Below are 26,985 nucleotides of genomic sequence, written 5' to 3'. Positions count from 1 at the left end.
TTTGGTGGAGATGGCGGGAGTTGAACCCGCGTCCGCCAGCATTACGCTCATGAATCTACATGTTTAGTTTCTGTCTTTAAATTTAATCCGCACCGATCCGGCAGTCAGGATGGATTGGACGATTCTCTACTTTTGAACCCAAGCAATTGAGACAATCACTTGTGGCGAGCCTACATGCGGACGCTTCAACTTAGTTGACCAACTGTAGGTGATCAGCAACTAAGTAAACAGGTTTAAACCATGTAAACAGGGTTTAAGCTGCTAGAGCGTAATTTTCGTCGTTTGCGACTATAACAATATATGTTTGATTAACGAGAGGACATATACTCTCGACATGCATCATTGAGTTTCATTACCAGCGTCGAAGCCAGAACATCCCCAATAAGGTTATCTATTATATAGGACTTATAGGTCGACTTTCAACATATATAATATCTATATTACATTACGTTACAGCTGCACTCTCTAAGCCAGTACTTTATTTAGCCATTTACCGATATTTTGAATCTGCGGCATGCAAACTTGATGTGCCATCGGATAAGTATGATAAGCAACATTATAGCCTTTAGCGGATAATAACTGCTGTGCCTGCTCGCCCAAAATTACAGGAACAACTGGATCATGCGTACCATGCTCAATCAATACTGGCATGTCTTTATTAGCAGCGCTATAGCTAATATTATCATTAGTCGCTAGATAAGTAGAGAGTGTCATCAAGCCAGCTAAACGCTGCGGGTAGCCAAGTGCCACATGATATGCCACTGCCCCACCTTGCGAAAATCCTGCGATTACAATGTGTTCAGGCTTAACACCACGCTCTATCTCACGGCTGATCAAATCACGGATTTGCTGCGCAGACTCTTCAATCTGAGCGACATCGACTTTACGCTCTAGGCTCATCTCTAAGATGTCGTACCATGCTGGCATTACTATACCACCATTCACCGTCACTGGGCGCTTTGGTGCATGCGGGAAAATAAAACGCACTGCCATATTATCCGCTAAACCGAGCTGTGGTACCATTGGCTCAAAATCATGACCACTCGCGCCCAAACCATGTAGCCAAATAACGGCTCTATCTATCTTTTTTTGCGTTGGATTATGCTCAACGATGACCGCATCTAAATAGTCACTCATATTTTTAAATTCCTTTAAATAAAAATGGTAGGTACATCAAACTTATTTTTAGTAAAACTGACATTCGTACTATATTTCAATATTTTTTATAATAATACAGATTATTTTACAGCCTTTCACCAAAACCGCTAGTCAAAAAAGTCTTCGCTAACAATGCCAATTTCCATTAACTTTTCACATCTTTTAAGGCCTGATAGCAAAAGTGAATGTGACTTTTGTGCTACGATAAATTCGTCAACTTAGATAGCACTCTAGCTACTACTGTATGATGCCCTACACTCATTTTTCAATGTTCGTATCTCATTAGATATTAATAACCCCTTCATCTTAAATAGTTTTTCTTTATATAGCGATATAGAGCTTATGACCCATATTTTACTGGTAGAAGACGATCCTGCTATCGCGATGTCACTGAAAGTCACTTGCAAGCGTGAAGGCTGGCAAATCACTTGGCTTGATAACGCCAGTAGCGTGTTGCCTTTTCTGCGCAATTTACATAATAGTGCTGAAGCGCAAGATCTATCGGCGATTATTTTAGATGTTGGGCTGCCAGATGGCGATGGTCTCAGTCTCTGTCAACAGATACGCCACACCCCTGATATTAACGGCTTAAAAGACATTCCTATCATCTTCTTGACGGCGCGTAGCGATGAGGTCGATCGTATTTTGGGTTTAGAGATGGGCGGCGATGACTATTGTGCCAAGCCATTTAGCCCGCGCGAGTTGGTTGCTCGCCTAAAAGCCATTTGGCGACGTGAGCAATTATTGTCTCAGTCCTCCACCTCCCATACAACAGAAGCCAGCGATACAACCAATCCTGCCTCTTCAAATACTATGTCAGGACAAGCGTTAACGTTTGAATGTCAGTCTGGCATCTGGTACTACCAACCACTTAATTATTCGTTAATGTGGCAAGAGCAGAAGCTTGAGCTGAGTAACACCGAACGCAAAATCTTATTGACCTTGTTAAAAGCACCCAATCAAGTCTTTAGCCGTGAGCAACTGCTCGGCGCTGTGAGCGACTATCCCGATCATCGCTTGGCGAGAACTATAGACAGTCATATCAAGTCCATTCGTAAGCAACTAGCGACCGTCGACGCGAGCATTGATGTTATCCATACCCATCGCGGCTTGGGTTACGCCTTGTGTCCCGCCTAGCTGCACTACCCATAGCCATATTTTGATTAAAACCGACCTTCTATAACGTCAAATAATACACCTAAAAATATGAATCATAAAACCAACGATAGTGCTAACAGCCATCCTAATACTCATATTAATAAGGCTGATAACAGCGCGCATGCCAGCCAAAGCAACTGGTATGCAAAACTGCATCCTATCGGCACCGCGCAGCAAACAACTAAACCAAAACGACTACTGAATTTAAGTATATTTTTTAGGATTTGGCTCGCGTTGGCGTTAGTGCTGATTATCTGCGGTGTGGTCGCATTTACTGAGCTGTTTGGTTATGTCAAACCGACGGCGCAGCAAGTCATCGAAGATACGTTGTTAGATACCAGCAAATTGCTGGCAGCAAGTTTGCAGATGCCGTTATCTTCAGGACAGCTATACGATGAGCAGTATCAAACGAAACTCGATGCGGCATTTATCGGTGCGCCCACGATAAGTAAAACAACAGATCCAGAATATAAAAATAAAAGCCCTAGCAGCTTTCGGATATATGTCACCGATGATAAAGGCGTTGTCATATACGACTCACTACCCGAACCTGACAATGATGAAGGACAAGATTACAGCCGCTGGAATGATGTCTATCTAACGTTAAATGGTCAGTATGGCGCGAGAAGTACAACGCTAGATCATAATCAGCGAGATGGTACGGTGATGTATGTGGCACAGCCGGTAAAGGATGAAACTGGCAACTTGATTGGTATCATCAGCGTTGGCAAACCTGTCGCTAGCGTGTTGCCTTATTTGGACGATACGCGCAATCGCATGCTTATCACAGCACTGCTCATGAGTATTGCTGCCCTTATATTAGCAGGACTGGTCGCATGGTGGCTCAAGCAAAGTATCAGCCTTGTGACCCAATATACCAGTGCGCTGGCAGAAGACACCAAAAAGCCCTATTTTTACTTAGGTCATGAACTTAATAGCCTCACAGATACCATTGAGTCTATGAAACATCGATTGGAAAATCGCGCCTATGTTACTGACTATGTTCATACTCTGACCCATGAGCTCAAAAGTCCTTTGACCGCCATTCGTGCCAGTAGTGAGTTGCTAGAAGACGACGGGCTTGATAAAGAAGATCAACAGATGCTCATCCAGTCCATTGGTGAACAAAGTATCAAAATGCAACAATTGATTGATCGGCTGCTATTACTTGCCAAAGTTGAGCAACCGACTTTTAAGCTGAATCGCCAGCTGACCCCTCTACTACCGTTGTTGCAAACCCTTGCAAAAGACAATAGCGCTAAATTGCAACAGCAGCACCTAGCGCCTATCGACATCTATCTTGATAATAAACGGGTGACTGAAACAGCGACTTTATCACCAAATGCCTTGGCAAATACCAGCGTTTTCGCTGACCAGTTTTGGTTGGTACAAGTGCTGCAAAATGTATTGGACAATGCCATTCATTTTGCCGATAGCACAGTTTCCATTTATCTGCACAGCATCGCGCAACATGGTTCAGCGCAAACTGTGACTATTGACATCTTTAATAATGGTAAATTGCTCCCTGAGTATGCCGTTGATAAAGCGTTTGACCGTTATTTTAGCTTATCGCATCAGAGCCAAGCTGCTGAAAAAGCCTCAGAGCATGCACCAGATAAATCTTCCAAGTTAGAAATCAAACAAGCACAGCAGCCCAATGTCACAAGTAATACCTTAAAAAAAGGCACTGGCCTTGGTTTAACCCTTGTGAAGCAAGTTATTGAGCATCATGGCGGTCAGGTAACTATTAATAACGTCCATGATGATAACGATAAAATTGGTACTGATAAGAATCAGCGTTCTGGTGTCATGGTTAGCTTAACCCTACCATTAGCTTAAAAATAAACATCTATGCCAGTTCATGGATTTTCCATAATTCCTACACAGGTTTTCTATCTGCTTGTTTTACGATAGCGTTATTCAAATTCGTAACCCCTATTAAGGATAGAAAGGCCATGAAAGACGCTATTGAACAAAATCAAATTATAAAAAACTGTTTAGGCGGTAGTCGCCATTTTTGCCTACAAGCGCTGTCAGGTGAAGGGATTGATAGTATCGCTTTTGGGCATTGGTTAGCCATTCCCAGTCAACAACTGCTATTGGTATTTCGCCACCAGCAATGTGTGGCTATTGACCACTATCAAATAGCGGCTTAAAAATTCATTCAATTTAATGATTAAATCTTATTAACTGAATTGCTGGCTTGTTAATTATTTATAAAAAATCAGTCAAAAAAAACCCTCTATTATTTCTAACAAGAAATGATAGAGGGTTTATAATTTTACGGTAAACAATCTAAGTAATAGATGCTACTGGCGGCTTAACATCCGCATTTTGACCGCGATGGCGCAAATAATGATCGAGCAAAACGATAGCCAGCATGGCTTCTGCGATAGGTGTGGCACGTACCCCTACACAAGGATCATGACGACCTTTAGTTAGCATATCAACCGACTCGCCTTGTGTATTGATACTCTTGCCAGCCGTCGTAATACTAGAGGTTGGCTTAAGCGCGATACTGACACGGATGTCTTGCCCTGAAGAGATACCGCCCAAAATACCACCAGCATGATTTGCAGTAAAACCGTCTGGCGTCAGCTCATCACGAGAGCTATGACCGAACTGTCCTGCCACGGCCATGCCGTCGCCGACCTCAACGCCTTTTACGGCATTGATGCTCATCATCGCATGGGCAATATCTGCATCCAAACGATCAAATACTGGCTCGCCAAGTCCGACTGGCACACCGCTAGCGATAATCTCTAGGCGTGCCCCGCAGCTAGTGCCTTCACGGCGCAAACTGTCTATCAAGGTCTCAAAACGACTGACAGCATCGGCATCGGCGCAAAAAAACGGATTGCTGTTCACAAAGTCCCAATCAATTTGGTTTAGGTTTAGGACATTACTGTACTCATTGCCAATTTGGGTGACGTGACCACGGACTTGCACACCTAAGCGCTCTTGTAGATATTTCTTAGCGATAGCACCTGCCGCCACGCGCATCGCCGTCTCGCGCGCTGAGGAACGCCCGCCACCACGATAATCACGAAAGCCATATTTCATGCTATAGGTATAGTCGGCATGACCGGGGCGAAACGTGTCTTTAATCTCGCCATAGTCTTTGGATTTTTGATTGGTATTACGAATCAGCAAACCAATAGACGTGCCTGTCGTCTTACCCTCAAACACACCAGAAATAATCTCAACTTCATCAGATTCGCGGCGCTGGGTGGAGTATTTAGACGTGCCCGGTTTGCGGCGATCTAAATCTATTTGTAAATCATCTGCAGATAAGGCTAAACCCGGTGGCACGCCATCGACGATTGCCATGAGACCTGCACCATGCGACTCGCCGCACGTGGTGACCGTAAAAACCTGTCCAATGCTATTGCCTGCCATATTTATCCTTAAATAAATGAAGTCAATTTTTGAGTATCGCGTAAATCTCGATGGTTCTATTACTCAACAGTTCTAGTACTCGATAGCTCTATTACCTGACAGTTCTATTGAATGCTATCTAACAGTTGCACGTAAGCATTGAAAAGCTCACGATGCGCCATGAGCTCATCATAGGTAATCGCAAAGACACCGTGACCACCGTGGGCAAATTTCAACCAGTCAAACTGAATTTCAGGATAGGCTTGCTTTAATGCCCACTCACTATCACCCACTTCGCAGACAAGCAAGCCTTCTGGACTTAGATAATCTGGCGCTTCAAACAAAATACGATGCACCAAATCCAGCCCATCTTGACCCGCGGCTAGCGCATGCTCTGGCTCATATAAAAATTCAGGTGGCAGCTCTGCCATAATAGCCGCATCGACATACGGCGGATTGGTGACGATCAGCTCATACTGGTGTTCAGCAGGAATCTTAGCAAACAGATCGGACTCAATCACATTAACCTGATGCCCAAGATCATGATGATCGACGTTAACCATAGCTACTTCAAGCGCACTTTTATCGATATCAACAGCATCAACCAGCGCATCAACGAAACGCGTCGCAAGCGCAATAGCAATACAACCAGAACCAGTGCATAAATCTAAAATACGTTCAGGCTGCGACAGCTGCTTGACCTCTAAACCGTGATCATAAAATGCAGCAGCTTGTTCGTTGACGCTCTTACCAAGTGGCTTGGCAAGCTCATTGACATCAAAATATGGATGGAACTGCTGACGAATCAATTCTGCGATAGGCGATCTTGGAATTAGTACACGCTCATCGACATAAAAAGGCAAATCACAGAAGTATGATAAGTTAATCAAATAGCTTAATGGTTTACGCTCAGCGATACGCTCTTCTAACAAACTCAGTACCAACTGCTTCTCTGAGGTGGTCAAGCGACAATCGAGAATCTGCTCATTGGCTGACCAGTCTAAAGCCAGAGAATGCAAAACAATGGCGGATGCTTCAGCAAACTCATCGGTGGTGCCTTGTGCAACGACCACATCATAATTACGAAGCTGTGTGACCGAAAAGCGAATAAAATCACGAATACTGACCAATTGCTCGCGGGCCTCTTCTAATTCTGCAGGCAAATTGGCAAATTGATCGTCTTCACCCAGAATCCCACTCTCTAAATCAAACACCATTTCACTCTCTAGACCATCGTCATTGAAGTATTGATTTTGAAACTCTTCTGCGCTCATTGTTTGGTCTTCTGACATATCGCACCTTACTGATTACATGTTCACTGACTACATGCGGATGGGTTAAAACGCCTTTTATTAAAAGCCGATCTATTGAATAAAAATTTATTCACCATTATAGACATAAACGCTAAGTTGCGCCAATTTTTGCAGTTTTATATTCATAAAAATGGCTCTAAAAACAACGTGAATAATGAGGACTGCAAGTAATAATAGCGCATCATCTTATGCATACCCTCGCTCAGTTATTGCCCAACTGTAGTGAATACGTCAACGGTTGACGTTTGGCAAGACTTTAATGAAAAAAGATGTGTCAAAAGTTTGCGAAGCATTCAAATTATGCGCATAATAGCCCCATTAGTTATAACCATAAGTATCCCAATATGATGAAAATGAAGCCTCTTATTACCGCTATATCAATTGCTGTCGTTACTGCCAGTGTCAGCGCCGTTGCCGCACCTGCTGATAATACGCGCACCCTGCCAGTACGAACCGCTGACTCAATGCCTAGCATTGCCAAAAAAGTTAGCCTTGATGTACAAGAGAATCGCAGTAGCTCAATCGATGGTCGTGCTCCTGTCGTAGCCACGCCTGCCTTAAAGCCTAATGCGCCTGACCGTATGACTCAGCTGATTGACGAAAAGCAGGAAGTCGATGTAGAGACAGCCCAACAAGCAGTCAGTGCTGATAACATGACGGTAGAAGAGCTGGCTCGTAAAGATGTGCAGTCTGATAGCACTGACGATATTAGTGAAGGTCAAGCCGTCGCTGCCCCTACCGCAGCCATATTTGATGCTAGCCCAGCAGATACTTCTATCAAAAGCATCGAAGATGTTAATGGTAAAAAACATACCACGCTGAATTTGTCGAATTACGCCAAACAGGTAAACGGTGCCACATGGACACCGAATATGAAAGTTAACTCAGCAATGACAATCAAAATGCAGGCACTGCTTGATTGGAACCATGCTTCTCCTGGTGCCATCGATGGCGGCTGGGGCATGAACAGTAAAAAAGCGCTGATCAACTTCCAAACCATGAAAGGCTTGCCAGCCACAGGTAAAATGGATCAAAAAACGTGGGATGCGTTAAATAAAAATATCCCAGCGAATAAACCAGTGCTCGTGACTTACACCATCACTGAAGATGATATTAAGACCAACTTTGCCAGCACACCTGCAGGTTCAGAAGCCAAGTCAAAAATGAAAGGCTTATACTATCAAGACATTAAAGAGATGTTTGGTGAGCGCTTCCATATGGATGTGCGTTATTTAGATAAGCTGAATAAAAATAAGCAGTATAAAGCGGGCGAAACCATCACTGTTTTAAATACCCGTGCACCACTTAAGCAGCGCATTAACCGTGTGGTTGCCAATAAAGCCGATAAGACATTATATGCTTATAACGGGGAGAAGCTGGTGGCTACTTACCCAACGACAATCGGTAGCGATGCCACACCATCGCCACAAGGTTCGTTTAAAATTATTAACAAGGTGAAAATGCCTTGGTATAAAGCAACCGTTGGTAAAGGCGCAGACAAACAAATACATATGCTACCACCAGGACCAAATAGCCCTGTTGGCGTCGTATGGATGGGCTTGTCTAAACCTTCATATGGTATTCATGGTTCACCAAAGCCTGAAGGCATCAGTCGCCAAGCCTCTGCAGGTTGTGTGCGTTTGACCAACTGGGATGTGTTAGAGGTTTATGCCAATATCGAAAATGGCGCAACCGTTGAGCTTAAATGATAAGTCATAAATAATGAATAAAAAAAAGACCTTGATAGCAAGGTCTTTTTTTATGGCTGATAATCGGACTTATTCATTTAAATTGACAATATTATTCGCTTTTATGCTTTATAGCCTTCTTCATTACCAGTGATGCTACCAACTTTTTTGGTAAAAAACATGCCTGCAGGGATAGACACCAAAACGCCTAGTGCTACTGCTATTTGGATATGAGGGATTTCATTAAAACCTGTGACTAAAGCGCCAATCATAAAAACGCCAATGGTAACGGTTGCTGCGATTGAATATATAACAGAGAATAATGGCCAGTTCATAACTTATTCCTCATTTTTATTGTGGATATAGTACCTTTATACACTAAACCCACAAAGAAAGTAAGTATTTCCTATAAACCTGCGAGCCAGCTATAGTAGGTGACTAAGCATAAAAACCCTGTTAAAGTTAAGGTTTTTATTATCGTTAGTTAATGATGCATAATTTTACTATTTTAAGTATTACTATTTAATGACACTGCGCTCTATTTAGTCGTAAAAAAACCATACGTTGTCCTCGTTTTATCATTACAATAATGTCTTTCTTTTACTTTTTAAGAAAGCCATCTGCCATGACCTCATCTGAAAACAAACCCTCTAATGATTCTTCAGTTATAAAAGATGACTCAAGCACAGCCAATTATCCAGACAAAAAAACGGCGCTAGCTGACGCAGATGGTAGCTCTGTACTAGATAGCACTGTCGAACATACTGAGTCTTCAAAAAGCTCAGAGACTCATGATGACAATGACTGCGGCGAGGATATGGCTTGTGCGCAGCCGCCTGAAACAACGATAGCGATAAAGTCCATTGGTGCTGACGAGGTAGTGGCAACATTAGAAACCGCCAAGCCCAACAATGAGTCTAAAATAACTAAACTTGAAATCACTGGGCTTGAGACACCACTATCCAATGAATCGTTAAAATCCACAACAGCGCCCAATCATAAAAATCTAGAAAATGTATCAGCAGAACATGCTCAAGAAGAAGATAACGCTTCAGAGTACAATTCTCAAGAGGATGCTGACGCTGAGGTAACGGTAGAAGGTATTGCCCCCGCTGATGCACAGAGCACTTATCCTATCTCTGATAGCCATCAGCAAGAAAGCAAAGCAAATAATGACAACACAAAACCGTCCTCAATTGATAAACAGCCAGACACGCCTAAAAATAATGACACTATCGTAAAAAATACTGTGAAAGATAAAGTCGATAATCAGGAAGAACTAGAAGACGAGATTAAAGAAAAAAAAGAAGCTAAATTGGAGTCTTATAAGCAATTTGTTGCCGAGCAATTTAGCAATCAAAAGGTAGACTATCCAGAAGTACGGGTCAGAATCGAGGCCAACGCTCTGCCTAGCAAAATGTATTTCATTATGAATATACTTTCTGCCATCATCGCCAGTTATGGACTGGTGACCAATTCAGCTGCCGTCGTCATTGGTGCCATGTTGGTTGCCATGATGTTAGGTCCCATTACTGGCATAGCGTTAGCGATTATTGATCATCGTATGCCATTGCTACGTAAATCACTGATTACGGTTATCGTCGGCGTATCATTGGTGGTATTGGTTGGTTTTATCGTCGGCTGGTTACACAAAGATCAGCCACTGACCGCAGAGATATTATCGCGCACTCAGCCAACCTCGATGGATTTAATGATTGCTCTAGCGGGTGGTACTGCTGGCGCTTACGCGATGGTTTCACCGCACCTATCAGTGGCAGTGGTCGGCGTGGCGGTAGCCACTGCATTGGTGCCACCTCTTGCCGCGAGTGGGATATTATTTGCCAATGGCGAGACGCAGCTTGGACTTGGGGCACTGCTACTGGCGCTAACCAATATTATTGCTATCCAGTTTACCAATGCTTTAGTACTTTGGTTATTAGGCTTTCGCCGTTTGGTCGATGACGATTATAAATCAAGCACCTATTTGACCTTTTTACGCCGTAATGCGGTGACGTTATTATTGTTAGGTGGCTTAGGGACATATTTGACCATCAACCTACAGACCAACGCCAAGCAGCAGGTTTTTGAGAGTAGCGTCAAAGAAGCCATCAATAGCTACTTTATCGATAAAGGCAACGTGCTGACCAATACGCAATTTGATACTTCAGAAGACAATAAAGTCGTACGTGCGGTCATTCGCGGAGAGACGACACCTACCTCATACGATGTACGGCAAATCGAAACCGTCATTACTCAGGATATGGCAGAGAATTTCCCTGAGTATCTACCCATTAAGCTACAGCTACGCTACTTGCCAGTACAAGTCATTGAGTCCAATCCATTGATACAAGATAAACTGGACGAGACTGATGCGGCGATTTTGACCAATTAGCTTTTTTGACCAACTGGCTTTAAGATGTGCTACAAATCCATCGGCACCTACATGCGCAGAATAACCTAGCCGTTGTAACTCTTGTACCAAGAGCTTGGGCGTTTGTGCTAAAATCGTTTGCAAAATTATTTTACTCAATTCTATTCGCCAGTAAGGAGCCGCTGTGAGCCAGCCATTTCGCTCAGCCGATATTCGTCAAGCTTTTATCGATTTTTTCATAAGCAAGCAGCACACCCCCGTCGCCTCATCGAGTTTGATTCCACACAATGACCCGACATTGCTATTTACCAATGCCGGTATGAATCAATTTAAAGAAACGTTTTTGGGTATGGAGCCACGTGATTATACCCGTGCGGTGACGTCGCAAAAGTGCGTTCGTGCTGGCGGCAAGCATAATGATTTGGACAATGTTGGCTACACGGCGCGCCATCATACCTTCTTTGAAATGCTCGGTAATTTCTCTTTTGGCGATTATTTTAAGCAAGCCGGTATTGGCTATATTTGGGAGTTTTTGACCTCAGATGAATGGCTAGCAATCGATAAAAATCGCTTGTATGTGACCATTTATGAGACTGATGACGAAGCCTTTGATATTTGGCATAAAGACATCGGTATTCCTAGCGAGCGCATTATCCGTATTGGCGATAATAAAGGCGCGCCTTACGCCTCAGACAACTTTTGGACGATGGGTGACACTGGCCCTTGCGGTCCTTGTACCGAAGTCTTTTATGACCATGGTGCTGATATCGAAGGCGGTCTACCGGGCACACCTGAAGAAGATGGCGACCGTTATATCGAGATTTGGAACTGCGTCTTTATGCAGTTTAATCGTCAAAAAGACGGCTCTATGCTACCGCTACCAGCGCCAAGCGTAGATACTGGCATGGGACTTGAGCGTATCAGCGCCATCATGCAAGGCGTCCATGGCAACTACGAGATAGATTTATTTGTACATTTAATGGATTCGGCAGCTGAGATTTTAGAGATTGAAAACCAGCAACAATCGTCATTAAAAGTCATCGCTGACCATATTCGCGCCGTTTCATTTTTGATTGCTGATGGCGTTACTCCAAGCAACGAAGGTCGTGGTTATGTACTGCGCCGTATCATTCGTCGTGCGGTACGTCATGGCAATAAACTTGGTGCTGACAGTGATTTCTTTTATAAAATGGTCACACCCTTGGTTGCTGAAATGGGTACGGCGTATCCTGAGCTAAAAGATAAGCAAAGCGTGATTGAAAATGCCATTCAAAAAGAAGAAGCACAGTTTGCCAAAACTTTGGCACAAGGCTTACGTTTACTTGCCAGCGAGCTGGAAGGTCTAAAAGATGGCGACACGTTATCTGGGGAAGCCGCATTTAAACTGTACGATACTTATGGTTTCCCGGTCGATTTGACTGCGGATATCACTCGTGAGCGCGGTATTGTGATTGATGAAGCTGAATTTGATGAGCATATGCAAGCGCAACGTGAGCGTGCTCGTGATGCTGGCAAATTTGACGTTGATTATAGTAGTGTCATTCAAGTAGAAAACCCAACCACCTTTATCGGTTATGAGCAGCTTGCAGAAGAAGGCGTAACGATTGATGCGCTGTATCAAGATGGCAGTCCAGCCGATAGCTTAGCTGAGGGTATGGAAGGCGTTATAGTTCTTGACCGTACACCGTTTTATGCTGAAGGTGGTGGTCAAGTTGGTGAGCTTGGCGAAATCCGCACCGCGACTGGCCTTTTTGAAGTGCAAGATACCAAAAAATCTGGTCAAGCCATCATCCATTATGGTGTCGTGACCATGGGTGACATTAATACCAAACAGACCGCCGATGCGCAAGTCTTGTCTAGCATCCGTGCGGCTAGTGCCAAAAACCACTCTGCCACGCATTTATTGCATGCCGCATTAAGAGAAGTATTGGGTGATGAAGTCACACAGAAAGGCTCGTTAGTATCAAGCGAAGTCTTACGTTTTGATTTCTCGTATGACAAGCCTGTCAGCACTGCTGAAATTACGCGTATCGAACGCTTAGTCAATGAGCAAATTCAAGCCAACACCCCTGCTCGCATCGAGAATATGTCTATTGACGAAGCGATGAAACAAGGCGCTATGGCATTGTTTGGCGAAAAATATGGCAGTGACGTTCGCGTCTTAACCATGGGCACTGACAGTATTGTCGATGGTCAGCGCAAGCCCTTCTCTATTGAGCTTTGTGGTGGTTTGCACGTTAAACGTACTGGTGATATCGGTGTGCTAAAAATTACCAGCGAATCAGGTATTGCTGCTGGCATCCGCCGTATTGAAGCTGTCACTGGCATGAATGCAATTAAAAACATTCAGCAAAGTGAGCAGCAGCTGAGCGAGCTTGCCAGTCAGCTAAAAGTAAAACGTCCTGAAGTGGCACAGCGCGTGCGTACCATGGCGGATAAGCAGCGCGAACTTGAGAAACAACTAGAGCGTTTAGAGCAAAAAATCGCCAGCGCCCAAGCAGCCAATTTACTCGATGAAGTACAGACCATCGCAGGCACGCCCGTGCTTATCAGTACCTTAAGCGGTATCGACGGCAAATCTATCCGCACCCTGATGGACGATATTAAATCTAAACTACCTGATAGCGTGATTGTATTGATTGGTGATAAAGACGAACAGTTAGCCCTAGCTGCAAGCGTGGCAAAATCAGTCACCGCTAAAGTAAAAGCTGGTGATATCATTCGTCATTTGGCAAGTGAGCTGGGCGGTAAAGGTGGTGGTAAGCCAGATTACGCACAAGGCGGCGCGCCAAAGTCTGCCAACAGTACCTCAGTTATCAATGCCCTACCTGCTTGGATTGAAACTCAGCTTAGCTAGTCCTGAAAAAGACATGAATACAGCGCATCACTTGGGTCTACTACGCATAAGATACGCGATTGGTTATAACGGTTATAACCAATCGCCATGTATCTAAGCGCTACGGGCACTTAACGTTGTGACGTAGATATGATATAAAGGTCAACGTTTATATGCATCGTGCGTGCATTACCTGGTCAGCACTACTGAATACATAAACGAAAAGCATGGGCGCAATTCTTATAATACGGCTTTATCTATACAAGCATTGATTGAGCGTCACATCCGCATATTGGCTCTCATTGATGATAATAAAAGGCCATTAATGAATAATAGGTAGATTTTTATGGCGTTAATAGTACAGAAATACGGCGGCACCTCGATGGGCAGTATCGACCGCATCAAAAATGTCGCCAAACGAGTCAAACGCTGGCATGACAACGGTCATCAAATAGTTGTTGTCGTCTCTGCTATGAGCGGCGAAACCAACCGTTTGATTGATCTAGCACGCCAAATTAGCACTCAGCCTGATCCTCGTGAATACGACCAAATGGTCTCAACCGGTGAGCAAGTATCGATTTCATTGCTTGCGATGGCGATTAAAGAGCTTGGTGTAGGCGCTCGTTCATTTACTGGTCGTCAAGTCGCGATTAAAACCGATAATGCCCACAATAAAGCCCGTATCGAAAGTATCGATGACAAAAATATCCGTGAGCAACTCGATGCAGGCAATGTCGTCATCGTCGCAGGCTTTCAAGGTATTGACGACGAAGGCAATGCGACCACATTAGGGCGCGGCGGCTCTGATACCACAGGTGTCGCTATTGCTGCTGCCTTGGGTGCTGATGAATGTCAGATTTATACCGATGTTGATGGCGTTTATACCACTGACCCTCGTGTGACCTCAAAAGCCAAAAAACTTGAAAAAATTACCTTTGAAGAAATGCTAGAGATGGCAAGTCTTGGCTCTAAGATTTTACAGATTCGTTCGGTAGAATTCGCCGGTAAATATGGTGTACCACTGCGCGTATTATCTAGCTTTGATGAAAACAACGATGGTAGCTTCGACCAAGAATTTCAAGACAATGTCGGCACCCTAATTACGATAGACGAAGGAGACAATATGGAACAGGCAATCATCTCAGGTATCGCTTTTAATCGAGACGAAGCAAAAATAGTCGTGCGCGGTGTACCTGATCATCCTGGTATTGCCTCTGCTATCCTAAGCCCGATTGGTCGTGCCAATATTGAAATTGATATGATAGTGCAAAACCTCTCTACTAACGGCACCACCGACTTTACTTTCACTGTCAACCGTACTGACATGGACAAAACCATGAAAGTACTAGAAAACGAAGTCAAAGATGAGATCGGTGCTAAAGAGATATTGGCTAATGATGAAGTCGTTAAAGTCTCTTTAGTCGGCGTCGGTATGCGCTCTCATGCTGGTGTTGCGAGCCTCATGTTCCAAACCCTTGCTGAAAACAATATCAATATTCAAATGATATCAACCAGCGAAATCAAAGTGTCTGTCCTTATCCAAGAACAGTATTTAGAAAAAGCCGTTAAATCACTACATACCGCATTTGGTCTGGATCGTGAAGATGGCGAAAGTAAAATCGCTGGGCTATAACTTATTTTAAAACGCTTAAAATAATCGATTTAGCATCAACAGTTATGCATTAAGTCAGTATCACTTACTTTCAACAATGTATTGAATTAAATAGGGTCTTTTTAGATCCTATTTTTATTTTTTATTATTGCTAGGGTAACTATTTACCCAATAGTTTTGTGAAAACCCGTGACAGTCTCTGTTATGCCCCCTATAATGGGGCTTTCATTTGGGCTAAATGAATCTACCTATCATTACCGCTATTGGCACAACAGTAAGCATTGTGATTTTCATTGATACATTGTCTTTCTAGGGCTGCGGTAATGTCCTGCAATTGAGAAGTAATCTGATGAGTAATAATTTGTTGATGCGACATAAGGAGTGTGACGCATGTTAATTTTGACACGCCGCGTGGGCGAAACGCTAATGATTGGTGATGAGGTCAGTGTGACTGTCCTAGGTGTCAAAGGCAATCAAGTACGTATCGGTGTAAATGCACCGAAAGATATTGCCGTACACCGCGAAGAGATTTACCAACGTATTCAGCATGAGCGTTCTGTACAGTCGCAAATGCAACATCTTGAGCAAGGCAATTTTGCGCCTTCATTTGATGACGAAGACTATTTCAATCGCTAAGTTACATACTTTCACTTTTTTAATCTGCTCTGAGGTCATTTATTTATGAGTATCCGCCAATCAGACGTATCGGCTCTACTTAATGGTTTGGATAAAAAAGCCATTGGATTCAATGATGTCATCAGTTTTATTGATGATTTTTATCGCTACGCACCTGCCCCGTTTGTGAACGGTATGGTACACAATGCAGCTGGTGAAAATGAAGGTAGTGCGAAAATTTTTGGCTTTGCCAAGCACCATGGTCTAAATCAATTGGATACGCTAAAACTGTTTGGCGAGCATTATGCCAAAGTTCAAGCAACTCCTAACGGTACTGACCATGCCAATATCCGCAATTTTTTACATTGGGGCTGGCAAGGGTTTTTGATGCAAAAAAACCCATTAACGGTTCGCCCTAGTGTTGATACGACGGCGCTTTAAAAAGTTATTAAATAAGAAAAGGCCACGCTGATTAGCGTGGCCTTTTTTATGTGCTTCATTTTTTATCATAAAACTTAGCCACCAGCCTATTTATCACGAAACTTGACGGGTTGGACTGCGCCTTTCGGATTAGGCATGTTTGGATAATGATGCTCGTGCTCGACATCACATTCTGCCCCGACAATAGAGCCATCGTCTTTGACTGGCTTATGAATATAGCCTGTGCGCTCAGCAGGTGGTAGATGCTCGTGCTCCCACACCATCACCGCTTGCATACAGGTCTCGCGCTGCTCAGCGGTCAGCTTACGACCATCAGGCCACTTACCCAACTCAATCGCCATGCGGAACTTATCCACCACTTCTGGCGTTAAACTTGCTAATATCGTTTGCTTGTCCATCCTATCTACTCTCCAACACTATTTTTTATAACGTTTTTATATAAAAGAGACACTTATTCATCGTCCATAATATCATCATCCACGTCAAGACTGAATTCCTCAGCATGGACGTTCCAGTGCAATTTGGTGCGACAAGCTTCATAAAAATCAAACCCTGGCGGGTGCAATAAAGTAAGCTTATCTGGATGCTTACGAATATAGAGCCGTTGCTCTTGCTCAAGTGGCACGCTTGGCTTGCCGTCGGCACTGACCATCGGCTGAGTGCGATTGTCTTCGTGAATGCGAATGCAAACTTCGCTATTACCGCTCACCACAATCGGTCTGCTAGACAGCGTATGGGGATGCATGGGCACCAAACAGATAGCATCCATACTAGGATGGATGATGGGGCCGCCGCCAGAGAGTGCATAGGCCGTTGAACCGGTAGGCGTTGCTGCAATCAAACCATCACTATGCTGACGGTAGACATCTTGACCATCGATTTTCATCTGAAAATCAATCATATGAACCGATTTTCCCGCATGCAATACGATATCATTGAGCGCCATATCTTCATGAAGGATAGTGCGCCCTTCTCGTATCTCCATCGTCAATAGAAAACGATGATCCAACTGATAATCACCCATCAATACTTGGCGCAATTTAAACGCCGCTTCATCAGGTTTTACATCCGCCAAAAAACCAAGCCGACCACGGTTGACGCCAAGTACAGGCACACGGTAGCGTGCCAACGCTTCAGCCGCGTGCAATATCGAGCCATCACCGCCAACAACGATGACCAAATCGCAAATCTCGCCGATTAGACTACGCTTAACGATTTTGACTTTTTCGATCTCAGTAAGGTTCAAAGTAGGCAAGTTCGCCGTCTGCACATCCATAATCAATGTGAGATTCATCTCATTGATAGTCTGGGCAATTTGCACCAAGCTTTGAGTGACACTGCGTTTACCAGCGCGGCCCATAAGCCCAATACGCCTAAAAGCAGGGTTTTTGATAGCGTGGAACAGCTCTGATTCATGTAAGTGCGGCAATCTTGCGGATTGCGCTGAGTTTTCCATAAAACGACTCGGCATAACGGTAAAGTACTCGCCAATGATAGCGATAAACGAGCGTTTAGACTAGCATGTTTATAAATTATCGTTGTTAACTGTCGTAATCAACCCCATATAAAAGCCATCGCACGTTACTCTTAAACGTGTTTGTTTAGCTAGGCAATACGCCAAAATACATCAACTAATATATAGCTCTATAAGGTCGTGAAGCCTTGATGGCTGTCACGTAAACACAGTTGACAATAATGGCGGTTTTGCTAAAGTAGCTAGCATCACTATTATTTATATTTTATTAAGGACAACTTTATGGCCAATCCTATTGTCAGTCGCGCAGAACTTGCGATCGGCGGTAAGCCAATGACGGTCAAGGGCGTGATTCAAAAGACCAGTCTATTACTTGGATTATCTGCGATCACTGGTGTGGGCTTTTTCTTTTATGCCCTTATGGCAGGTTTGTCGCAAGGCTTTATTACGATGGCTGCCTTCGGCAGTATGTTTGCCGCTTTTGGTCTCGCGCTTTTTATCACTTTTAAACCACATAAGGCCAAAACCTTTGCGGTGCCTTATGCACTGTTAGAAGGCATATTTTTAGGTGGCATCTCGCTGTTCTTTATGCGGATGTATCCGAGTGTACCAGTGACCGCTATGTGTGCCACTTTTGTGACGGCAGCCGTTATGCTAGGGCTATATCGCTCAGGTCTGGTCAAAGTGACTGAAAAGTTCCGCTCAATTGTGACTTCAGCATTGATTGCAATTATGCTGGTTTATGTGGCGCAATGGGTACTTTCTTTAGCGTTTGGCTCAAGCTTACCGTTCTTATTTGAAGGTGGCGCTATCGCTATCGGCTTTAGCTTATTTGTGATTATCATCGCCTCTTTTACGCTTTTACTAGACTTTGATAATATCGATCGCGGTGTGGCAATGGGCGTATCAGAAGATTACGAATGGTTATTTAGTATTGGTATTCTTGCCACGCTCGTATGGATGTACATTGAATTTATGCGTTTGCTTAGCTACCTACAAGACTAACTGCTCTCTAAATCTACTTGTAGTTTGGTAAAAAAACCGCCTTTAACTATATGAATAGCTAAGGCGGTTTTTTTATGGGTAAAGTTAAATATTTATGATAGACATACTATCTGGAAAAATGTGAGCAGCAAGGAAGATGAGTCTCAGTACTACATTAGTAGGCTAATTAAGTTTGACGCAGCTAATCGTTTTTTTGAATGGGTATCAAGCGCGTTTTAAGCGCAGCGCATTTAAGACCACAAACAATGAGCTTAATGACATACCAATAGCAGCTAACCAAGGTGGCACATAGCCTAACGCTGCTGGTATTAGCACACTGCCATTATAAATGAGTGCCCAGCGGAAGTTTTGCTTGATAATACGTTCCGTTTTATCAGAGATACGTTTGGCAGCAGTGATAGCGTCGATTTGACCATTTAATATAATACTGTCACTCGATACTTGTGCCAAATCTGCCGCCCCCGCAATAGAAGTTGAGACATCTGCTGCTGCTAGCACTGGCGCATCATTGATACCGTCTCCCACCATCAACACTACGCCACCTTCCGCCTGTAGCTTTTGAATGTGAGTGACCTTGTCCGTTGGCGACAGACCATTGTAAGCAGAATGCATCCCTAAACTTTCAGCCAACACCAGCGCTTGCGGGCTTGGGTCACCAGTCAACATAACTGTCTCAATACCCAACTCTTTAAGCTTATCAAGCATGGCTTTGGCACTATCACGCACCTTATCATTGAAATAGAAGCATGCCAGCGCTTGCCAAGTGACCGAGTCATTTTGTTGACAAGATAAAACCACCGCTGAGCTAGCGCGTTGTGCTACTAAATCAATGACCATATCATTATTGGCATCATTCAACGCAAAATCCACATGACCAATTCGATATAATACGCCATCAATCATTGCCTCGACACCGCCTGCTGGATAATGCTGTAAGGCCTGCGTCGATGGCAAATGCAACTGATAGGCAGCAGTCAATAGTGCATGAGCAATCGGATGACGGCTTCCTACTTCTAGAGCCGCAGCGATTGCTAATAGCGTATCTTTTTGCTCATCTGTAGCCGTTGCAATATCATTGTCTTTAAGCAGCTCAATATTTAATAAATTAGGCTTACCATAAGTGAGAGTACCTGTTTTATCAAAGGCGACATGAGTGATTTCAGCGAGCGTTTGTAGCGTATGTCCACGCGTCGTCAAAAAGCCATAGCTTGCCAGTCTATTGGTCGCGACCGTCAGCGCAATCGGCGTCGCTAAAGACAGCGCACAAGGGCAAGTCGCGACCAATACCGCGACCGTAGCCCAAATCGCTTGGCTTGGGTCAACGATATACCAGCCAATGAATACCAAGACAGACAACACCAAAATACGCGCAACAAACCATCGTGCCAGCTTATCGGCTTGCTGTGCCAGTTTGGGCTTTTCACTCATGGCACGGTTCATCAGCCGATCAATCAAGCCAATTTGGCTGTCTGCTGGCAATGCTGTGACCAGCATCTCAAACGGTTGGCTATCGTTTTGTGCACCGCCGACGATATAGTCACCTTGGCTCTTGATAATCAAGTCGCCCTCACCCGTCAACAGGCTTTGCGACACGGTAGCGGTCTGACTCAGCAAAATACCATCGCTAATGATTTCAGAGCCAGCTTCAACTAAAATGATATCACCCACTTGCAAACTATGGGCGGTGACCATTTGTTTTTCTTTTGCCTCATCTGCTGTTGTTGATATGGCTGATTGTTTAGTACGTGCACGTTGCCAGTCTTGTGCAATTTTTGATGTGAGCTGATGAACATTGGCATCCATGCTTTGCATAAAATTAGGCGTTGGATTGGCTGATGTGCTCGCCTCATTTGTATCCAAATTACTGACTTGATTACTCACGTCTTCATTTACAGCTGTTTTCTCGAGCTCATTTTTCTTTAACTGCTGTAATATAAGCTCGGCGGCTTCTTTATCTTCCGCAATTTTTTGTACCAGTACTGGCTCAACCACGACCAAGTCATTGGCCATGGTGGCGGCTTTTAGGCGGGCATTATGTTCAATGTAACGCCCTGCCAGTAAAAAGAAAATAAACATGCTGACCGAATCGTAATAGGTTTCCCCTTGCCCAGTGATGGTGGCATATAGGCTCGCGAAAAAAGTCACAATCAGCGCGATACTGACGGGCACATCCATATTAACTTGACGGGCACGAATTGCCGACCACGCTGAGGTAAAGAACGGGACACCCGCATAGAAAAAAACGGGCGTACTGACAAATAAAGATACCCAGCGCAAAAAATCGCGCTGAAATATTAGCATATCGCTGTATTCACCAAAATAGATGGCAACGGCATACATCATCGCTTGCATCGAGCCCAACGCGGCAATGCCCAATCTTATGAGCATTTGGTTGTTATGACGCGCCAGCATCGCCTCATGCGTATCTTGACGATAAGGCTTGGCCTCGTAGCCTATTTCATTAATGGTGGCAAGAATACGGCTAATCGGCAGCTTATCCTCGTTCCATATCACTCGCATACGCTGATTGGTCAAATTCACCTGACATTTACTGATGCCATCTAACTCATCGAGACGCGACTCAATTAGCCAAGTACATGCCGCGCAGCGTAGGTTATTGACGGACAGCTCTGCAACCGACAGTCCGTCTTGAGCATAGACGAATTGTGATTTGATCTCGTCATGGTCATACGCCTCAAGGCGAGTCAACTGCGTTGGTAGACTTGCCGTGCGATTAATCTCTGAGCGGTCCAGATAATACTGCTCAAGCCCTGCCTCTACGATGCTTTGAGAGGCTAACTGACAGCCCATACAGCACATCTCACGCGGCTTACCCAATATCTTGGCATGGAACGGCGGCTGCGGTACAGGATCACCGCAATGGAAACAGTGACCTGCGAGTGGCAGTACTAAACCTTCGATGATAGAGTTATCTTCATAATGCTGGCTGGTGGTCGATGCCATTGATGATGGGACATTGGACATAATCGGGCTTACTTCCTTTAGACAGGTTTGCTCGAACCTTATTCGCTTTAAGTAAACTTACTATCATTAACGAGACTTAACGCCTATGCAGAAGACCTATTTAAAACAGCTATTTTAAATAACTCTCAGCACGGCTCACAAAAAACAAAACAATAACAGTAGCGGTTAATTCATAAAAAACACATCGTTGGTGCGTCTCTAAACTGCTATCGTGCATGGCTATGTGACATGGTGACATGAAGCTAATATGACACTTATATAACAATGATACTGCCAATCTAAAGCTTTTAATGTTTTGTTAGCAATGACCGTGTTTTAACAGAGATTATACTATAAGCAAGTGCTGTGAAGAGCATAACCACGCACAGCTTAAAATCAATGAATGCCTGCGTTGACGATGATAGATTGAAAAATTTGTCAATTTGCGTCATTATGAGGCAGTTTTTTATACCAAAATGGTGCGACATCAGTGCAAACATCCAATTCCAAGTTACCAAATACCAAGTTAACACAGTCCTCTAAATCTGTTAACCACACGCTCCCTTCACAGCAGCGTGGGTTGGTATTTAGTAGTCTTATCTTAATTGTCATTATTGCTGGCATGGTGCTCTTGGCGCTATATTTAATCAAACTTGATCGCACCATTACTCATAAGTTTGAGGGTAAGCGCTGGGATATCCCTGCTAAAGTGTATTCGCAGCCGCTTGAATTGTATCAAGGCGCGAGTGTCGACAAAGATACGATGAAGACATGGCTGGAGTTGCTGAACTATCAAAGCAACAAAGCTTATGATCGCACGGGAACCTATCATAGATCAGGTAATACCTACTTTATTCATACTCGCGGTTTTACTTATAGCGCCAACGATGTGGATAAAGAGCAAGTCATAAAAATGACTATTACTGGTAACAAGATTGAGTCCGTACAAAGCACTTTGCCTGCCAAAAGCGGCATCATTCGCTTAGAGCCGGTGAGTATCGGTGGTATTTATCCTGACAGTAATGAAGATCGTTTGGTCGTCTCGTTAGATGAAGTGCCACAACCACTCATTGATGCGTTAATAGCCACGGAAGACCGTGCGTTTTATGAGCACAAAGGCGTCTCTATACGAGGCATTGCACGTGCCGTACTGAACAACTTCTCTGGTGGCTCTAGACAAGGCGGCTCGACCATCACTCAGCAACTGATTAAAAACTTCTATCTCAATTCAGACCGTACGCTGAAGCGCAAAGCCAACGAAGCGTTAATGGCAGTATTGCTCGAGCTACATTATAGCAAAGATGAAATTCTACAAACGTACCTCAATGAGATTTATTTGGGTCAAAACGGCAACCGCTCTATTAATGGTTTTGGCTTGGCATCACAGTTTTACTTTGATAAACCACTGAATGAGCTGCGCTTGGATCAGCAAGCCCTGCTAGTCGGTATGGCAAAAGGCCCGAGTATCTACAACCCACGTCGCCATCCAAACGATTCAAAAGCACGCCGTGACGTCGTGCTGGGCAACATGCTGGCCGTTGGCTCACTCAGTCAAGAAGACTATGAGAAAGCGCTAAAGCAGCCACTTGGTGTCGTGGACAAACCTGTCGAAGGCAAAAGTCAATTCCCTGACTTTTTGGATATCGTCAAGCGCGAGCTGAATACCGTGTACTATTCTGATGACCTCAAAAATGAAGGTCTTATCATTATCAGTACTTTGGACCCTATTGCACAATTAGCCGCAGACAAAGCAGTTGATAGAAAATTGGGTGAGCTGCGTCGTAATAGTAGCAAAACCAAAGACTTGCAAGGTGCTCTAGTGAGTGCCAATCCTGAGACTGGTGAGCTGGTCTCTGTGGTGGGCAGTGGCAGTGAATTTACCGGCTTTAACCGTGCGGTCGATGCCAAGCGCCAAGTGGGTTCGTTATTGAAGCCTATTATTTATATGACAGCACTTGAAAGTGGACGCTATAATCTTGCAAGCTCAGTCGATGACTCACCGATTACCGTGAATCTAAGCGATGGTACTAAATGGAACCCCAAGAACTATGACAATCGTGACCATGGTTATGTGCCATTTACCACCGCTTTATCAAAGTCTTATAACCAAGCAGCGGTACGCTTAGGTATGGAGTTTGGGGTCGATACCTTTGCCAAGCAGTTACAGCGCATGGGTATTAAAGAAAAAATACCACCCTACCCGTCAGCATTGTTAGGTTCTGTTAATCTTAGCCCAATGGACATGCTTGGTGTCTATCAAGTCTTTGCAACTGGCGGCTTCCGTACGCCTATTCATAGTATTCGCACCGTCATTGATGACCGTGGTCGTATTTTACAACGTACTGGACTCAACACTCAGCGTAGTATTCCGCCTGAAACCAATTTCTTAATTAACTATGCTTTACAAGATGTGGTCAAAAACGGTACTGCCAAACGCGTGCAATCACTTGGTAGCAATCTAAATCTTGCTGGCAAAACAGGTACCACAAATGATTACCGCGATGCTTGGTTTGCAGGTTACAGTGGTAACTATGTCAGTGTGGTTTGGGTTGGCCGTGATGATAACAAGCCAATTGGTTTAAGCGGCGGTACTGGCGCATTGCCAGTTTGGGTTGACTATATGAATCGCTTGATGCTGACGCCTGTGGCACTACCAGAGCCTGAAGGTATTGAATGGTTGTGGCTTGAAAACAACTCAGGCAAGCTGTCTAATGAGCGCTGTGCAGATGCACGGTATCTGCCTGTCCTGTCGGCATATTTACCAGAAGAAGCCAGCAGTTGCGCTGTCGGCTTATATCAGCAAGATCGTGCTCGTGAACAAAACCAGCAGCGCCGTAGTGAAGGTTTAGAGATTCCAAATGGCGAAGCTGTTGATAGCGACAACCAAGAAAACAGTGATGGGTCAAATGGTAATGATGCAGAAAGTCGTGCCGATACTTGGTATGATCGTGCCGTTGAATGGTTCTAAAGTTATTTGTGAAACTTAAAAAAGGTCTCAACTTAATGTTATCTCTCAAGCAAACTGTGTCAGCTAGGTCAGCCGTCATAACGCGGTCTATCAAAGTCAAGCCAGCCAATAAGATGCTGGCAGTCAGTGCTCTAGCTGGCATGTTGAGTTTGAGCGCTTGCCAGACTCCGCCGACTGCATCTACCGCAATAAAAACGGTACCGACTCAAACGCTGCCATCATCGCAAACAGCTAAAGCCCCCATAGCGACTGTGACGCAAGCGCCCATTGTCAGAACAGAGGACGAGGATGATTACCCCATTGAGCCTTATACTCCCTATGAGCCAGCCGAAGCAACCAATCCGTTGACTCAAGAGACGCCTGTATTTACACCATCTAATCCTGTGTTGACCCAACCTGATCCAGTTATTATCATCCCTTCACGTGATGACTACATCATCTCTGAGCCGTCAGCACCGTCACACAACGAATTGCTAGAACAGGCAAGAAAAAACTCGCAGCAACGGACACAGCAAGCTACCACTAATAATAGTAACTTGCCAGCATTTCGCAATTTGATGCAAGCAGGTATCAGTCAACTAAAAGCTGGCAAACTGACCAATGCTGAAAACAGCTTTACCCGTGCTCAGCGCCTAGCACCTAAATCTTCTGCGGTGTATTTCTATTTGGCACAAGTGGCATTAAAAAAGAACCAGCCGCGCAAGGCAGAAGCCATGGCACGCCGTGGTCTGAGTGTTTCTCAAGATACCAGTCGTCGCCGTGCGCTGTGGCAAATTATTTTGCAATCAGGACAAGCCCAAGGCAACGCTCGCGTCATCAGTGAAGCGAAGCAAGCCTTACGCTAATATCAAGACATACCGAAGTGAATAGAGACCAAGTTTATTACTTGGTCTCTATTCACTTTTTATATTCTGCACACGTATCATTTATCCAAAATAGACATTTATTTTTAATTAAGGTTATCGTTATGGCATGGCAACAACTACATTTACAATGTGAAAAAGCAAACGTCGATTTGGCTGAGGCACTGCTCCTAGAAGCAGGTGCATTATCCATTGCCTTAGACGACGCAGGTGACCAGCCTTTATTTGAGCCATTACCTGGTGAATCACCGCTATGGGATGAAGTTATCTTGACAGGGCTATTTGATGCGACCACCGATGCTGGCAGTCGTCAGGCAGTCGAGCAGCTCAGTCATGAAATCGCAGCACAAGTGCAAGCCACTCGTATCTGGCTCATGGCTGTAGATGATAAAGACTGGGAGCGCGAATGGATGAGCAATTACCATCCTATCGAATGTGCCAATAATTTATGGATTGTACCCAACTGGCTGACGCCGCCCAATCCTGAGGCGACTAACATTATTATGGACCCTGGCCTAGCCTTTGGTACAGGCTATCATGCCACTACCCGCTTATGTCTTGACTGGTTAACAGAACAAGATCTAAAAGACAAAGTGGTGATTGATTATGGTTGCGGTTCAGGTATTTTAGGCATTGCTGCTTTGTTATTAGGTGCACGCCACGTGTATGCCGTCGATATCGACCCACAGGCAGTGCTGGCAACCAATCAAAATGCCGCACGCAATCACGTTGGGGATCGCCTGCAAGCGTTTTTGCCAGAAGACTTCACTGACTACTGCGCACAAAACGATGTATTACCTGTAGACGTAATCGTTGCAAACATTCTAGCCAAGCCGCTTATTGGCTTAGCGCCTTACTTCGCCACTTTAATCGCACCAAAAGGTCGCATTGTATTGGCTGGTCTAATAGAGTCACAAACCGAACAGGTAACAGCGGCTTATCAACCTTATTTTGCGCTTGATGCAAAGCATGCTTTTACAGCGCAAGAAGACCAACATTGGCAGCGTTTATCTGGTACATTTACAGGCTAGCAACATTTAATTACATCTGTTACGATAGAGGGCAGTCAAATGTCATGCATTTGACGCCACTCTGTCCTTATTCATGATTTATGGACATTTAAAGCTAATATTTAAAGCTG

At 44.3% G+C, this 26,985-nt stretch carries 19 protein-coding genes, 1 other RNA gene and 1 pseudogene; 13 read left to right on the top strand and 8 right to left on the bottom strand.

The window, feature by feature from the left end:
- Positions 1-2: 2 nt before the first annotated feature.
- Positions 3-380, bottom strand: a transfer-messenger RNA (tmRNA) gene (ssrA, locus tag JMX82_RS00250).
- A gap of 85 nt (positions 381-465) precedes the next feature.
- Positions 466-1,137, bottom strand: coding sequence for an alpha/beta hydrolase (locus JMX82_RS00245; protein ID WP_201538882.1), 672 nt, complete (start codon positions 1,135-1,137; stop codon positions 466-468).
- 363 nt (positions 1,138-1,500) lie between these two features.
- On the opposite strand from JMX82_RS00245, the gene JMX82_RS00240 reads away from it, so the two are divergent.
- From JMX82_RS00240 to JMX82_RS00230, 3 genes are all read left to right on the top strand, one after another.
- Positions 1,501-2,295: a response regulator gene (locus JMX82_RS00240; protein WP_201538881.1), complete on the top strand. Its 795-nt coding sequence runs from the start codon at positions 1,501-1,503 to the stop codon at positions 2,293-2,295.
- Positions 2,296-2,364: 69 nt separating this feature from the next.
- The gene (gene creC / locus JMX82_RS00235) at positions 2,365-4,155 is read left to right on the top strand and encodes a two-component system sensor histidine kinase CreC (protein ID WP_201538880.1); all 1,791 of its coding nucleotides are present in this window, start codon (positions 2,365-2,367) and stop codon (positions 4,153-4,155) included.
- Positions 4,156-4,271: 116 nt separating this feature from the next.
- Positions 4,272-4,472, top strand: coding sequence for a hypothetical protein (locus JMX82_RS00230; protein WP_201538879.1), 201 nt, complete (start codon positions 4,272-4,274; stop codon positions 4,470-4,472).
- 139 nt (positions 4,473-4,611) lie between these two features.
- Here JMX82_RS00230 and aroC read toward each other — a convergent pair whose 3' ends face one another.
- Both aroC and prmB read right to left on the bottom strand, forming a co-directional pair.
- Positions 4,612-5,715, bottom strand: coding sequence for a chorismate synthase (gene aroC, locus JMX82_RS00225; protein WP_201538878.1), 1,104 nt, complete (start codon positions 5,713-5,715; stop codon positions 4,612-4,614).
- Positions 5,716-5,819: 104 nt separating this feature from the next.
- Complete coding sequence (gene prmB, locus JMX82_RS00220) at positions 5,820-6,986, bottom strand: 50S ribosomal protein L3 N(5)-glutamine methyltransferase (protein ID WP_045451878.1); 1,167 nt, start codon at positions 6,984-6,986, stop codon at positions 5,820-5,822.
- Between the two features lie 290 nt (positions 6,987-7,276).
- Between prmB and JMX82_RS00215 the strand changes: the two genes are divergently transcribed.
- Positions 7,277-8,716 (top strand): L,D-transpeptidase family protein, encoded by a 1,440-nt coding sequence (locus tag JMX82_RS00215; protein ID WP_201538877.1) that lies wholly within the window; start codon positions 7,277-7,279, stop codon positions 8,714-8,716.
- Positions 8,717-8,817: 101 nt separating this feature from the next.
- On the opposite strand, the gene JMX82_RS00210 is transcribed toward JMX82_RS00215, so the two are convergent.
- Entirely contained in the window at positions 8,818-9,030 is a 213-nt protein-coding gene (locus JMX82_RS00210) for a hypothetical protein (RefSeq protein ID WP_087814154.1), read from the bottom strand.
- Between the two features lie 290 nt (positions 9,031-9,320).
- Here JMX82_RS00210 and JMX82_RS00205 point away from each other — a divergent pair, with 290 nt between their 5' ends.
- The 5 genes and pseudogenes from JMX82_RS00205 to JMX82_RS00185 all read left to right on the top strand — a co-directional run bounded on the left by JMX82_RS00205 (position 9,321) and on the right by JMX82_RS00185 (position 16,570).
- Positions 9,321-11,087, top strand: a complete 1,767-nt coding sequence (locus JMX82_RS00205; protein ID WP_227676234.1) for a DUF389 domain-containing protein — start codon at positions 9,321-9,323, stop codon at positions 11,085-11,087.
- A 163-nt stretch (positions 11,088-11,250) separates the two neighbouring features.
- On the top strand, positions 11,251-13,923 hold the full coding sequence (gene alaS / locus JMX82_RS00200; RefSeq protein ID WP_201538876.1) for an alanine--tRNA ligase: 2,673 nt from the start codon (positions 11,251-11,253) through the stop codon (positions 13,921-13,923).
- Between the two features lie 325 nt (positions 13,924-14,248).
- A complete protein-coding gene (locus tag JMX82_RS00195) occupies positions 14,249-15,535 on the top strand; it encodes an aspartate kinase (RefSeq protein ID WP_055124395.1) in 1,287 nt (428 codons plus the stop codon).
- A 369-nt stretch (positions 15,536-15,904) separates the two neighbouring features.
- Positions 15,905-16,072: pseudogene (csrA, locus tag JMX82_RS00190) on the top strand (carbon storage regulator CsrA); the annotation flags it as partial.
- Between the two features lie 123 nt (positions 16,073-16,195).
- Positions 16,196-16,570 (top strand): HopJ type III effector protein, encoded by a 375-nt coding sequence (locus JMX82_RS00185; protein ID WP_045445094.1) that lies wholly within the window; start codon positions 16,196-16,198, stop codon positions 16,568-16,570.
- 86 nt (positions 16,571-16,656) lie between these two features.
- Here JMX82_RS00185 and JMX82_RS00180 read toward each other — a convergent pair whose 3' ends face one another.
- Both JMX82_RS00180 and JMX82_RS00175 read right to left on the bottom strand, forming a co-directional pair.
- A complete protein-coding gene (locus JMX82_RS00180; RefSeq protein WP_045451872.1) occupies positions 16,657-16,968 on the bottom strand; it encodes a YeaC family protein in 312 nt (103 codons plus the stop codon).
- A gap of 53 nt (positions 16,969-17,021) precedes the next feature.
- Positions 17,022-18,026, bottom strand: a complete 1,005-nt coding sequence (locus JMX82_RS00175) for an NAD(+) kinase (RefSeq protein WP_227676233.1) — start codon at positions 18,024-18,026, stop codon at positions 17,022-17,024.
- 300 nt (positions 18,027-18,326) lie between these two features.
- Between JMX82_RS00175 and JMX82_RS00170 the strand changes: the two genes are divergently transcribed.
- Positions 18,327-19,049: a Bax inhibitor-1/YccA family membrane protein gene (locus JMX82_RS00170; RefSeq protein WP_045445091.1), complete on the top strand. Its 723-nt coding sequence runs from the start codon at positions 18,327-18,329 to the stop codon at positions 19,047-19,049.
- 204 nt (positions 19,050-19,253) lie between these two features.
- Here JMX82_RS00170 and JMX82_RS00165 read toward each other — a convergent pair whose 3' ends face one another.
- Complete coding sequence (locus JMX82_RS00165; RefSeq protein WP_201538874.1) at positions 19,254-22,034, bottom strand: heavy metal translocating P-type ATPase; 2,781 nt, start codon at positions 22,032-22,034, stop codon at positions 19,254-19,256.
- Positions 22,035-22,503: 469 nt separating this feature from the next.
- Between JMX82_RS00165 and mrcB the strand changes: the two genes are divergently transcribed.
- The 3 genes from mrcB (at position 22,504) to prmA (ending at position 26,875) form a co-directional block, all read left to right on the top strand.
- The gene (mrcB, locus tag JMX82_RS00160; RefSeq protein ID WP_201538873.1) at positions 22,504-24,981 is read left to right on the top strand and encodes a penicillin-binding protein 1B; all 2,478 of its coding nucleotides are present in this window, start codon (positions 22,504-22,506) and stop codon (positions 24,979-24,981) included.
- Positions 24,982-25,037: 56 nt separating this feature from the next.
- Positions 25,038-25,826: a tetratricopeptide repeat protein gene (locus JMX82_RS00155; protein WP_227676232.1), complete on the top strand. Its 789-nt coding sequence runs from the start codon at positions 25,038-25,040 to the stop codon at positions 25,824-25,826.
- A 122-nt stretch (positions 25,827-25,948) separates the two neighbouring features.
- Positions 25,949-26,875 (top strand): 50S ribosomal protein L11 methyltransferase, encoded by a 927-nt coding sequence (gene prmA, locus JMX82_RS00150; protein ID WP_201538871.1) that lies wholly within the window; start codon positions 25,949-25,951, stop codon positions 26,873-26,875.
- Positions 26,876-26,985 lie beyond the last annotated feature (110 nt).

It is taken from the genome of Psychrobacter sp. 1044, from assembly GCF_904846525.1.
Taxonomy (GTDB): Bacteria; Pseudomonadota; Gammaproteobacteria; order Pseudomonadales; family Moraxellaceae; genus Psychrobacter.
The sequence above is the reverse complement of the archived record's forward strand: the minus strand, read 5'-3'. Positions and strand labels throughout refer to the sequence as shown.